The organism is Luteimonas viscosa, assembly GCF_008244685.1.
In the GTDB taxonomy this organism is placed as follows: domain Bacteria; phylum Pseudomonadota; class Gammaproteobacteria; order Xanthomonadales; family Xanthomonadaceae; genus Luteimonas; species Luteimonas viscosa.
Window position 1 is genome coordinate 289,248 of record NZ_VTFT01000001.1, and the last position, 11,708, is coordinate 300,955.

At 70.2% G+C, this 11,708-nt stretch carries 10 protein-coding genes; 6 read left to right on the forward strand and 4 right to left on the reverse strand.

Translation table 11 applies throughout. The annotated features are described in order from the left end of the window. Positions 1–446: 446 nt before the first annotated feature. Positions 447–1,013, reverse strand: a complete 567-nt coding sequence (gene efp, locus FZO89_RS01380) for an elongation factor P (protein WP_149101584.1) — start codon at positions 1,011–1,013, stop codon at positions 447–449. Positions 1,014–1,087: 74 nt separating this feature from the next. On the opposite strand from efp, the gene epmB reads away from it, so the two are divergent. Beyond that, entirely contained in the window at positions 1,088–2,101 is a 1,014-nt protein-coding gene (gene epmB / locus FZO89_RS01385; protein ID WP_149101585.1) for an EF-P beta-lysylation protein EpmB, read from the forward strand. 64 nt (positions 2,102–2,165) lie between these two features. Continuing rightward, complete coding sequence (locus FZO89_RS01390) at positions 2,166–4,256, forward strand: EAL domain-containing protein (protein WP_149101586.1); 2,091 nt, start codon at positions 2,166–2,168, stop codon at positions 4,254–4,256. A gap of 146 nt (positions 4,257–4,402) precedes the next feature. Here the strand turns inward: FZO89_RS01390 and htpX are convergent, their stop codons facing one another. Further along, the gene (gene htpX / locus FZO89_RS01395) at positions 4,403–5,290 is read right to left on the reverse strand and encodes a protease HtpX (protein ID WP_149101587.1); all 888 of its coding nucleotides are present in this window, start codon (positions 5,288–5,290) and stop codon (positions 4,403–4,405) included. Positions 5,291–5,433: 143 nt separating this feature from the next. Here htpX and gluQRS point away from each other — a divergent pair, with 143 nt between their 5' ends. From gluQRS to phbB (FZO89_RS01415), 4 genes are all read left to right on the forward strand, one after another. Next, on the forward strand, positions 5,434–6,345 hold the full coding sequence (gluQRS, locus tag FZO89_RS01400; protein ID WP_149101588.1) for a tRNA glutamyl-Q(34) synthetase GluQRS: 912 nt from the start codon (positions 5,434–5,436) through the stop codon (positions 6,343–6,345). A 47-nt stretch (positions 6,346–6,392) separates the two neighbouring features. Further along, positions 6,393–7,133 carry a beta-ketoacyl-ACP reductase gene (gene phbB / locus FZO89_RS01405; RefSeq protein ID WP_149101589.1) on the forward strand — a complete coding sequence of 247 codons (741 nt, stop codon included), beginning with the start codon at positions 6,393–6,395 and terminating at the stop codon, positions 7,131–7,133. A gap of 215 nt (positions 7,134–7,348) precedes the next feature. Then, the gene (phaR, locus tag FZO89_RS01410; protein ID WP_149101590.1) at positions 7,349–7,840 is read left to right on the forward strand and encodes a polyhydroxyalkanoate synthesis repressor PhaR; all 492 of its coding nucleotides are present in this window, start codon (positions 7,349–7,351) and stop codon (positions 7,838–7,840) included. 65 nt (positions 7,841–7,905) lie between these two features. After that, entirely contained in the window at positions 7,906–8,646 is a 741-nt protein-coding gene (gene phbB, locus FZO89_RS01415) for an acetoacetyl-CoA reductase (protein ID WP_149101591.1), read from the forward strand. A 228-nt stretch (positions 8,647–8,874) separates the two neighbouring features. On the opposite strand, the gene FZO89_RS01420 is transcribed toward phbB (FZO89_RS01415), so the two are convergent. Further along, positions 8,875–9,786, reverse strand: coding sequence for a M48 family metallopeptidase (locus FZO89_RS01420; protein ID WP_149101592.1), 912 nt, complete (start codon positions 9,784–9,786; stop codon positions 8,875–8,877). A gap of 18 nt (positions 9,787–9,804) precedes the next feature. Beyond that, positions 9,805–11,691 carry an SUMF1/EgtB/PvdO family nonheme iron enzyme gene (locus FZO89_RS01425; protein ID WP_149101593.1) on the reverse strand — a complete coding sequence of 629 codons (1,887 nt, stop codon included), beginning with the start codon at positions 11,689–11,691 and terminating at the stop codon, positions 9,805–9,807. Positions 11,692–11,708: the final 17 nt, after the last annotated feature.

The window sequence follows — 11,708 nt, forward strand, 5'->3', positions numbered from 1 at the left end:
GCAGCCACGCGCTGTGCGCGTGGGCGGGAGACGGCGTCGCCGCCTGGGGAGATCCCTCGCCTGCGGCCCGGGATGACGCAACGGCAGCCACGCGCTGTGCGCGTGGGCGGGAGACGGCGTCGCCGCCTGGGGGATCCCTCGCCTGCGGCCCGGGATGACGCAACGGCAGCCACGCGCTGTGCGCGTGGGCGGGAGACGGCGTCGCCGCCTGGGGAGATCCCTCGCCTGCGGCCCGGGATGACGCAACGGCAGCCACGCGCTGTGCGCGTGGGCGGGAGACGGCGTCGCCGCCTGGGGAGATCCCTCGCCTGCGGCTCGGGATGACGCAACGGCAGCCACGCGCTGTGCGCGTGGGCGGGAGACGGCGTCGCCGCCTGGGGAGATCCCTCGCCTGCGGCTCGGGATGACGCAACGGCAGCCACGCGCTGTGCGCGTGGGCCGTTGCGTCACTTCACGCGGCTGACGTAGTCGCCGGAGCGGGTATCGACCTTGATCACTTCGTCCTGGCCGACGAACAGCGGCACGCGCACCACGGCGCCGGTTTCGAGCTTGGCCGGCTTGCCGCCGCCGCCCGAGGTATCGCCGCGCACGCCCGGATCGGTCTCGGTGATCTTCAGTTCGACGAAATTGGGCGGGGTCACCATGATCGGGGTGCCGTTCCACAGCGTGACCACGCAGGTCTCCTCGCCCTTGAGCCACTTCTCGGCGCCGCCCATGCCGGCTTCGTCGGCCTGCACCTGCTCGAAGCTCTCGGGATTCATGAAATGCCAGTACTCGCCGTCGCTGTACAGGTACTGCATGTCGGTGTCGACCACGTCGGCGGCTTCCACCGAATCGGTGGACTTCATGGTGATTTCCTGCACCCGGCCGGACTTGATCAGGCGGTAGCGCACGCGGGTGAAGGCCTGGCCCTTGCCGGGCTTGACGTAGTCCGTCTCGGTGATGATCGCCGGTTCGTTGTTGACCAGGATCTTCTGGCCGTTCTTGACGTCGTTCATGCCCAAAGTGGCCATGGGGTCTCCTGCTGGACCGCCCGCGGGCGGCTAGAATGTGGGAATCGGAAGGTCCGGCGCGGCCGGGCGAAGACATGCAAACCACCATGATACCTGCTGCCCCCGCCCGGCTGCAGCCGACCGGCTGGCAGCAGCACTGGCGCGAAGCCATCCGCGACCCGCGCGAACTGCTGTCACTGCTTGGCCTGCAGGCGCTGGCGGGCGTGTCGGAAGCCGCGGCCGCGCAGTTCCCGCTGCGCGTGCCACGCGGGTTCGCGGCCCGCATGCGCCACGGCGACCCGCACGATCCCCTGCTCCGCCAGGTGCTGCCGCTGGACGCGGAACTGCGCCCGGCCCCCGGTTTTTCGCTGGACGCGGTGGGCGACGCCGCCGCCCGCGCCGGCCACGGCGTGCTCCACAAGTACGCCGGACGTGCGCTGCTGGTCGCCACCGGTAGTTGCGCGATCCATTGCCGCTACTGCTTCCGCCGCCACTTCCCCTATGCCGAGGAAACCGCCGCCGCCGCGGGCTGGCGCGCGGCCGTGGCCGCGATCCGCGCCGACCACTCGCTGCACGAGGTGATCCTGTCGGGCGGCGATCCGCTGTCGCTGGCCACGCCCAAGCTGGCCGAGCTGACCGACGCGCTGGCCGCCATTCCCCACGTCCGCCGCCTGCGCATCCACACCCGGCTGCCGGTGGTGCTGCCGGAACGGGTCGACGACGCCCTGCTCGCCTGGCTGTCGGCGCTGCCCTGGCCGGTCGTGGTGGTACTGCATGCCAACCACGCCAACGAGTTCGGCGCCGGAGTCGACGCGGCGACCGCGGCGCTGCGCGCCCGAGGCGCGACCCTGCTCAACCAGGCTGTCCTGCTGCGCGGGGTCAACGATTCGCTGGAAGCCCAGGCGGCGCTCCATGAACGCGGTTTCGCCGCTGGCGTGCTGCCCTACTACCTGCACCAGCTGGACCGGGTCGCCGGCGCCGCGCACTTCGAGGTTCCCGACGACGAGGCACGCGCCCTGCACGAGGCGATGCGCATGCGCCTGCCCGGCTACCTGCTGCCCCGGCTGGTGCGCGAGGTCGCCGGGGATGGGTCCAAGCGCCCACTGTGAACCCGCCGCGATGGACGCGACCCGCGGCGCCATGGCATAACCCCGCCTTCCACCGGAGGACCGCATGCCGAAGAAGCCCGACAACGCCCTGCGCCTGCTGATCGTCGACGAGCGCGTCGAGGATGCGGAGGCTCTGGTCAGCGGCCTGCGCAATGCCGGGATCGCGGTGCGCCCGGTGCGCGCCGCCACTCCGGATGAACTCGCCGCGGCGCTGACGGGCCCCGCCGACCTCGTGCTGGCGGCGCTGGCGGCGCAGTCGCTGACGTTCGACGACACCATGAACCTGGTCACCGGCACCGGCAAGGACCTGCCGGTGATCGCGATCGCGGAACGACTCGACGAGACCCAGTACGACGAGGTCCTGAGCGCCGGCGCGCGCGCGGTCGCGCTCCGCCACCGGCCGCAGCAGGTCCTGTCGCAGGTCCGCAACGAGTGGGACGACCTCGAGGCGCGCCGCGCCCAGCGCCGCCTGGAGGCGCGCCTGCGCGAGACCGAACGCCGCTGCGACTCGCTGATCGAATCCTCGCGCGACCCCATCGCCTACGTGCACGAAGGCATGCACATCCGCGCCAACAGCGCGTACCTGGAGATGTTCGGCTACGACAGCTTCGAGGACATCGAGGGCATGTCGCTGCTGGACATGGTCGGATCGCAGCACGTGGAGGACTTCAAGCAGTTGCTCAAGTCGCTGGCTCGCGGCGAGCCACCGCCGCCGCGCTACGAACTCGAGGCCCGCGACCTCGAGGGCAACGCGTTCCCGGCCTCGATGGAGTTCACCCAGGCCCAGTACGAGGGCGAACCCTGCCTGCAGGTCGTGCTGCGTCGCCAGGAGTTCGACCCGGAACTGGCCCAGGAACTGGAAGAACTGCGCCAGCGCGACCAGGTGACCGGGCTGCTCAACCGCCCGACGTTCCTGCGGTCGCTGGAAGATGCGGTCGACGATGCCGGCCAGAACCATGGCCAGCACGGCCTGCTGCTGATCGAGCCCGACCACTACCACCGGCTGCTGCAGGACATCGGCCTGGACTCGGCGGATGCACTGCTGGCGGCGATCGGCGAGCGGCTGCAGGCGCTGCTGGGCGACGGCGACCTGGGCGGACGCGCGATCGGCGCGCGATTCTCCGAGCACACCCTGGCGGTGCTGCTGCGCGGCGGCGATTACGCGGGCACCTCGGCGCTGGCCGAGAAGGTCCTCGCCGCGTTCTCGGCGGACGTGTTCTCGATCGGCACGCGCTCGAGCGTGATCACCGCCAGCATCGGCGGCGTGCAGATCGGCGAGAAGATCGCCAGCGTGTCGCAGGTGCTGGCCAAGGCGACCCTGGGCGTGGAATCGTCCAGCGGGGTGGGCGGCAACCGCTACGAAATCTTCGATCCGGCCGCTATGGACCGGGCCGAGGAAGAGCACGTGCGCGCCTGGGTCGCACGCCTGCGCGATGCCCTCGACAACCAGCGGTTCGTGCTGCACTACCAGCCGATCATCAACCTGCAGGGGGATACCGGTGCGACCTACGAGACGCTGATGCGGCTGGACCCGGGCGACGGCCAGCTGGTCTCGCCCACCAACTTCATGCAGATCGCCGAGGAACACGGCCTGCTCGGCGAGATCGACCGTGCGGTGATCGGCCAGGCCATCTCGGTGCTCGGCCAGCGGATCGCTTCGAACCGCCCGACCACGCTGCTGGTCAAGGTGACCCAGGCCGCGCTCGACGACACCGGCCTGGCCGCGTTCATCGGCGACCAGCTGCAGGCGCACGGGGTGCCGGGCGAGTACCTGGTCCTGCAGCTGCCCGAGGCCAAGGTGTTCACCCACCTCAAGGCGACCCAGTCCTTCGCAGATGCGATCGGCCGCTTCGACTGCCGGCTCGCGCTGGAACAGTTCGGCGTCGGCCTGGATTCGTTCCAGCTGCTGGCCCACCTGAAGCCGAACATCCTCAAGATCGACCGCAGCTTCATCGAGGACCTGCCGCGCAACGAGGACAACCAGGCCCGGGTCCGCGACATCGCCAAGCGCGCGCGGGAACTGGGCATCCGCACCATCGCCGAGTACGTGCAGGACGCGGCCAGCATGTCGATCCTGTTCTCGTCGGGCGTGGACTACGTCGAGGGCCACTTCCTGGCCACCGCGAGTCCGGTGATGAACTACGACTTCGAATGATGGGTGATTGGTGACTGGTAATTCGTGATTGGTGATTGGTGATTCGAGAAAGCGAAAGGCGCGGAAGTCCGCGCCTTTCTACGTTTTCATCGATGAGGATTCACCTGGGTCCGGAGAGCCCAATCACCAAACACCAATCACGGCTTCTAGACCGCCACGCCCTCGCGCAGGGTCTCCGGCGGTGCGGCGCGCAGGGCGGCGATGCGCTCCTCCAGCGGCGGGTGGCTCATCAGCAGGCGCTTGAGGCCGTGGCCGATGCCGCCGCTGATGCCGAACGCGGCGATCTGCTTGGGCAGCGTGTTCTGGCCGTGGTTCTGCGCCAGCCGCTCCAGCGCGGCGATCATCTTGTGCCTGCCGGCCAGGGCCGCGCCACCGGCGTCGGCACGGAACTCTCGGTGGCGCGAGAACCACATCGCGATCATGCTCGCGAACAGGCCGAAGATCATGTCCAGCGCGAACACCACGGCGAAATACGCCATCCCGCCCATGTCGCGGCCCATGTACTGGCTCAGCGCACGGGCCACCACCCGCGCGAGCACGATCACGAAGGTGTTGAGCACGCCCTGCAACAGCGCCATCGTCACCATGTCGCCGTTGGCGACGTGCGCGACCTCGTGGCCGAGCACCGCCTCGGCCTCGTCGCGGTCCATCGAGCGCAGCAGGCCGGTGGAGACCGCGACCAGTGCGTTGTTGCGGTTGGCGCCGGTGGCGAAGGCGTTGATCTCTGGCGCGTCGTAGACCGCCACCTCGGGCATGCCGATGCCCGCGGCCTGCGCCTGGCGGCGCACGGTCTCGACCAGCCAGCGCTCGGTCTCGTTGCGCGGCTGCTCGATCACCTGCGCGCCGCTGAAGCGCTTGGCGGTCCATTTCGACAGGAACAGGGAGAGCAGCGAGCCGCCAAAACCGAACAGCGCGGCGAACACCAGCAGCCCGGCGAAGGTCGACGGATTCACGCCCAGGATCGACATGACGACACTGACCAGGGCCAGCACCGCGAGATTGGTGAGGAGGAACAGCGTGATGCGCTTGAACATGTGCGGATTCTCGGGGAGGAAGGCGGGCCGCGGGGGCGCCCGCCGTGGGTAACGGTTAGGGGTGCCGGGGATGAAATTCAAGTCGCGCGCGGCGATCATCAGCGCGGGCGGCGTCCGCCCGCCGAACCGTTCAGCCGCCGTCCATGCCCACGCCTTCCCTCCATCTCGGCCGCTTCGCGCCCTCGCCCACCGGACCGCTGCACCCCGGATCGCTGGTCGCCGCGCTCGGCAGCTGGCTGATGGCGCGGCGCGCAGGTGGCCGGTGGCTGGTGCGGGTCGAGGACCTCGACCCGCCGCGCGAGCAACCCGGTGCGGCACTGGCGCAGTTGCGAACGCTGGCTGCCTTCGGCCTCCACGGCGACGGCCCGGTGCTGTGGCAGGGAGCACGGGGCGCCGCGTATGCCGAAGCGCTGGAGCGGCTCCTGGACGGCGGCGACGCGTTCGTCTGCCACTGCAGTCGCGCCGCGCTGGCGGAGACCGCTGGCATCCACCGGCAGTGCGTGCCGGGCGCACGGCGCCCCGATCCCGCCATCCGCCTGCGTGTCCCTGCCGGCAGCAGCATCGGGTTCGAGGACGCAATCCACGGCCATGTCCACCAGGACGTGGCCAGCACGGTCGGCGATTTCGTCCTGCGCCGCACCGACGGCCTGTGGGCCTACCAGTTGGCGGTGGTGGTCGACGATGCTGCACAGGGCATCACCGACGTGGTCCGCGGCGCCGACCTGCTCGATTCGACGCCGCGCCAGATCCTGCTGCAGCAACGCCTCGGGCTGCCCACGCCACGCTACGCGCACCTGCCGCTGGTGCTCGACGACGCCGGCCGCAAGCTGTCGAAGTCGCAGGCCGCCTTCCCCGTGGACGATCGCGCGCCGATGCCGGCGCTGCACCTTGCCTGGCAGGTACTCGGCCAGGACCCGGGCGCGGTCGATACCGCCCGATCGCCTGACGGCTTCCTCGCGGCCGCGCTCGCCGCCTTCGATCCGGCGCGGATTCCGCGCGCGCCCACCGGCCTCCACGCCGCGATGCACAACACGACTGTCGCCCACGGCGACTAGACTGTCCGTGGTGCCGCGGCGGCGGCGAAACGAAAAGGAAGCGGGACATGACGACACGGGTGGCTCTGGTAACCGGTGGTACCGGCGGAATCGGCACGGCGATCTGCAAGAAGCTCGCGGACCAGGGCCACAAGGTGGCGACCAACTACCGCAGCGAGGAGAAGGCCAGGGCGTGGCAGTCGCAGATGAAGGCCGACGGCTACGAGTTCACCCTGGTCAAGGGCGACGTGACCTCGCCGGCGGAAGCCGAGGCGATGGTGCGCGAGGTCGAACGGGTCCTCGGCCCGGTCGACATCCTGGTCAACAACGCCGGCATCACCCGCGACGGCACCTTCCACAAGATGAAGGCCGAACAGTGGAACGACGTCATCAACACCAACCTCAACTCGGTGTTCAACGTCACCCGGCCGGTGATCGAGGGCATGCGTGACCGCAAGTGGGGCCGGATCATCCAGATCAGCTCGATCAACGGGCTCAAGGGCCAGTACGGCCAGGCCAACTACGCGGCGGCGAAGGCGGGCATGCACGGCTTCACCATTTCCCTGGCGCGCGAGAACGCCAAGCTGGGCATCACCGTGAACACGGTTTCGCCCGGCTACGTCGCCACCGACATGGTGATGGCGGTGCCCGAGGAAGTGCGCGCCAAGATCGCCGCCGACATCCCCACCGGGCGCCTCGGCAAGCCCGAGGAGATCGCCTACGCGGTGGCCTTCCTGGTCGACGACCAGGCCGCCTGGATCACCGGTTCCAACCTCGACATCAACGGCGGCCACCACATGGGCTGGTAGTCGCGCCCCTGCCGACCGCGGCGACAGCGAGAAGGCCGGTCATGCCGGCCTTTTTGTTGCGCATCCTGGTCCCGGACGCGTCCGTATGTTGCGCAGCACGCCTGCCCGCCCGACCGCACGACTAGACGCGGGCCGGGAGGCCTGAACGCGTCGGCTTGCAAGCCGTGCTGCGCTGCGCCATGCTGCGCGGCACCATCCTTCGGGCATCCGTTCCAATGGCTTCGACCCGGATCATCAAGAAGTACCCCAACCGCCGCCTGTACGACACCGAGATCTCGAGCTACATCACGATCGAGGACGTGCGCCAGCTGATCGTCGACGGCGAGGAGTTCGAGGTCCGCGACGCCAAGTCCGGCGACGACCTCACCCGTTCGGTCCTGCTGCAGATCATCGCCGAGCACGAGTCCGACGGCGAGCCGGTGCTGTCCACCCAGCTGCTGAGCCAGATCATCCGCTTCTACGGAGATTCGCTGCAGGGGTTCATGGGCAGCTACCTGGAACGTTCGATGCAGGCGTTCCTGGACCAGCAGCAGCAGTTCCGGCAGCAGATGGGCGGCATGCTCGGACAGACGCCGTGGGCGATGATGAACCAGCTGACCGAACGCAACATGGAACTCTGGAAGGAGTTCCAGAAGAACCTGACCGGCAGCGTCGGCCAGAAGCCGGATCCGGAGCGTCGCCCGCCGGACCCCAAGCGCGGCCGCTGACCGTCCGCGCCGCGGGGGCGTCCGATGGCCGCCCGATCCTTCTTCCCTTCCCCCCCATTCATCCCATGAACAAGCGCGTAGCCGTCGTCACCGGCGGCATCGGTGGACTCGGCACGGCCATCTGCATCGCCCTGGCGCGCGCCGGTCGCCGCGTCGTCGCCGCCGACCTGGGCGGCCATCCCGAGCGGGTGGCGCGCTTCGCCCATGAGGTCGAGGGCCACGACATCCACTTCGCGGCGCTGGACGTGTCCGACTTCGAGGCCTGCGAAGTCTTCGTGCGCGATACGGAGGCGGCGCACGGCCCGCTGGGCATCCTGGTCAATGCCGCCGGCATCACCCGCGACACCACGCTGCGCAAGATGGAGCGCGCGCAGTGGGACGCGGTGCTGTCGGTCAACCTCGACAGCGTGTTCAACCTGTGCCGGCACGCGATCGGGGGCATGGCCGAACGCGGCTTCGGCCGCATCGTCAACATCAGTTCGGTCAACGGCCAGACCGGCCAGTTCGGCCAGACCAACTATTCCGCCGCCAAGGCCGGCATGCACGGCTTCACCATGGCGCTGGCCCGCGAGGTGGCGCGCAAGGGCGTGACCGTCAATTCAATCTCCCCCGGATACTGCGAGACCGCGCTGGTGGCGGCGATTCCCGACGAGATCCGCCAGGACATCGTGGACAAGGTCCCGGTCGGCCGCCTCGGCCATCCGGACGAGATCGCGCGCACCGTCGAGTTCCTGAGCGACGACGCGGCCGGCTACATCACCGGCGCCAACATCCCGGTCAACGGCGGCCTGTACATGGCGTTCTGAGGCCGCCGGCGCGTCGGCGCGCCGGGTCCGACTGCCGCGCCGTTTGCCCGTCGATTACGGTCCAGGTCGCGAACACGCGCCAGGCACCTGCCCCGGGGTTGCGCGAGCGGGTATCGGGCCGATGCGCTGCAAGCCAGCGTGCGTCCGGCAACACCGACGTGCCGTGCGCCACCAGCGGGCGTACCGATCAATACAGGCAATGCCAGCGAGAGGGGCGGACGTGGCGCGCTAACGCGCGGCGCCCCCCGACTCCGTGCAGAAGCGCTTGCGGTACTCCAGCGCCTTGGGCATCAGCGACTGCAGGTTGGCGATGCGGGTGCCGGGGTTCGGATGGGTGGACGAGAACTCCGGCGGCGCCTGGCCGCCGCTGGCCGCGCCCATCCGCTCCCACAGCGGCACCGATTCCTGCGGGTCGAAGCAGGCCGCGGCGGCCAGCATCAACCCCACCTCGTCGGCCTGGGTTTCGTGCTTGCGCGCGTACGGCAGCAGGTAACCGTAACCCATCGCCGCCATGATCATCTGCTGCTGCTGAGGGTCCATGCCGCTCATCGCGCCGGCCATCTGCCCGACCTGGCTGAGCTTCTGCTGGGCCATGCGCTGGGCGCCGTGGCGCAGCAGCGCATGCGCGATCTCGTGGCCCATCACCACCGCCATCGCGTTCTCGTTCTGCGCCACCGGCACCAGGCCGGTGTAAACCGCCATCTTGCCGCCGGGCAGGCAGAAGGCATTGGCCTGCTCGGACTGGATGACGTTGACCTCCCACTCGAAACCGCGCGAGAACGTCGGCGCCGGCAGGTCGTGCTCGGCCGCGAGCGCGGCCTCCACCTCCGGCACCTTGGCGATCAGGCGCCGGGCGATGTCGCGCACCTGGCGGGCGATCTGGGAATTGGGGTCGACCGGCTGCTCCTGCGAGAGGATTTCCTCGTAGGCCTGCAGCCCGAGCGCCTTCTCGTCCTCGATCGACAGGCCCTTGTCGATCAGCACCGACTCGCCGGTGACCGCATCGACCGCCTGGTTGGAGAAGTAGTAGTAGACGCCGTAGCCGGCGAACAGCAGCAGGATGATGAAGCGCGGGTTGATGCCGCGCTTGCGCCCTGCGGGCTGTTGTCCGTGGCGGCCACCGAACGGGTCACGTCGCATCTCCCTGCCTCCGCTGCATCACAAGTCGCGCACGACGCGGAAGCCGAGTCGGGCATTGGTGGTGTCCACGTTCGCCGGGGCGCGCCACGCCGAGCGCGTCTGCGCCGGCGAGCTCGCCCAGGAACCTCCACGGATGACCTGGTCGCGGCAGCCGGGGTTAATCCAGGCCGAACCGTCCTTCGGTGCCCGCCGGTAGCCATCATGCCAGCAGTCGGCCATCCACTCGCTGACGTTGCCAGCCAGGTCGTGAAGGCCCCATGCATTCGGCGCCATCCGTCCGACCGGGGCCGGGCCCCAGTAGCCGTCTCCGTATCCGCTGAACGCGTTGGTCCAGGTCTTGCCCGCCGGCGAGCGGTCGAGCGCGCCGGTGGTGTTGGCCGCGCGCGGCGGCGGTTCGCCGTTTCCCCAGGGGTAGCGCCCGCTGCCGCCGGCGCGCAGCGCGTACTCGAATTCCGCCTCGCTCGGCAGCCGGTAGCGCTTGCCGGTCTGCGTCGCCAGCCACTCCGCGTAGGCCTGCGCATCGCGCGCGCTGACATGGACCACGGGCAGGCCGTCGTCCGCAGGGCGGCCCAGGTAGTCCGAATGCCAGTCCACGCCACTGCGGCGCACGAAGTTGCCGCTGCGCTCGTCGTAGACCATCGAGAAGCCGCGCCGCGCGGCGCGGGTGCGGTACCCGGTCGCGGCGATGAAGCGTCGGAACTGGCCGACGGTCACCTCGCGGATCGACATGCCGAAGCCGCGCTCGAAGCGGATCGGGTGCGCCGGGCGTTCGTAGTCGCTGGCGCCCGGTTCGCCGTCGGGCGCGCCCATCGTGAACGCCCCGTGGGGGACCACCGCCATCTGCGGGCCGCGCCCCCCGGTACCGAGCGCATCGGTGAACACCTGCCCCGGCGCATACAGGCCGTAATGGACCGCCAGGGTGATGCGTTCGCGCAACTCGGTGGCCGCCGGGTCGCCGGGTCGGGCGATGCGCAGCATCTCGGCCAGGTGGCGACGTGCGACGTCGACGCCGCCGAATTTCGGCAGCGCGGCGATGCCGAGGTCGCGCAGCCGCGCGATGCGGGTGGCGCGCAGCCCCGAGATGCGCGCGTGCGCATCGGCCACAGTTTCCAGTCCGGAATCCGGCCGCACCTCGGCCGCGTGCGCCAGCCAGCGCAGCGCCGCGTCGAAATCGGCGGATTCCGCCGCGTCCTCGGCCCGCCGGATCAACGCACTTTCCACCGCGGCCATTCCCTGCATGGCCCTGGGCTGCGCCGGCTGCAGCTCGAGCGCCTCGCGGAACGCGGCCAGCGCGCCACCCCCTTCCTCGCCGAGCTCCCCCTGCGCGAGCGCGCGTTCGCCGGCTTCGTCGAGCGCCCGGACGCGTTCGGCCACGTCGACCCGTTGCAGGAAGTCGAGCACCTTGCCGTCGCTGCCGTCGACGGTGCGCGCCACCGCCGCAAGCCTGCGGGCGCGATCGAGCGCGACCGGGTCGTCGCCGGCATCCGCAAGCGCCGCGTCGCCCTGGTCGAGCACGAGCCGCAGGGCGCGGCGCAGGCCCGCTTCGGCGAAACCGCTGTGCTCGGGCAGTGTCGACAGCGCCAGGTAGATCGGAATCGCGGCGTCGGCATCCTCGTGCAGGTGCCCATCCGCGAGTGCGGCGGTCGCCTTGCGCCGGAGCTCGTCCAGGTTCGCGCCTTCGAGTGCGACCGCCGGCACCTGCCAGGTCAGGCTCCCGGCCACGCTGTCGTCGCCGCTGATGGTGACGCTGCCGGCGCCTCCCGCGAGCGTGGCGTCGTCCGCGGCGACGGCTTGCGTGCCCGGGGCTTCCGGACCCGCCTGATCGCGCGCGCAGCCGGCGCAACACAGGGCGCCAACCGCCAGCGCGATCCAGGTCCCACGCAGAACGGACTTCCTCGACGGCATCCATACCAGATTAAGCC

What these genes read in the sequence shown, in the direction of transcription:
- FZO89_RS01425 (WP_149101593.1), bottom strand. Translation starts at nt 11,691, where the DNA reads ATGCCGTCGAGGAAGTCCGTTCTGCGTGGGACCTGGATCGCGCTGGCG.
- epmB (WP_149101585.1), top strand. Translation starts at nt 1,088, where the DNA reads ATGCAAACCACCATGATACCTGCTGCCCCCGCCCGGCTGCAGCCGACC.
- phbB (WP_149101591.1), top strand. Translation starts at nt 7,906, where the DNA reads ATGAACAAGCGCGTAGCCGTCGTCACCGGCGGCATCGGTGGACTCGGC.
- FZO89_RS01390 (WP_149101586.1), top strand. Translation starts at nt 2,166, where the DNA reads ATGCCGAAGAAGCCCGACAACGCCCTGCGCCTGCTGATCGTCGACGAG.
- gluQRS (WP_149101588.1), top strand. Translation starts at nt 5,434, where the DNA reads ATGCCCACGCCTTCCCTCCATCTCGGCCGCTTCGCGCCCTCGCCCACC.
- phaR (WP_149101590.1), top strand. Translation starts at nt 7,349, where the DNA reads ATGGCTTCGACCCGGATCATCAAGAAGTACCCCAACCGCCGCCTGTAC.
- FZO89_RS01420 (WP_149101592.1), bottom strand. Translation starts at nt 9,786, where the DNA reads ATGCGACGTGACCCGTTCGGTGGCCGCCACGGACAACAGCCCGCAGGG.
- efp (WP_149101584.1), bottom strand. Translation starts at nt 1,013, where the DNA reads ATGGCCACTTTGGGCATGAACGACGTCAAGAACGGCCAGAAGATCCTG.
- htpX (WP_149101587.1), bottom strand. Translation starts at nt 5,290, where the DNA reads ATGTTCAAGCGCATCACGCTGTTCCTCCTCACCAATCTCGCGGTGCTG.
- phbB (WP_149101589.1), top strand. Translation starts at nt 6,393, where the DNA reads ATGACGACACGGGTGGCTCTGGTAACCGGTGGTACCGGCGGAATCGGC.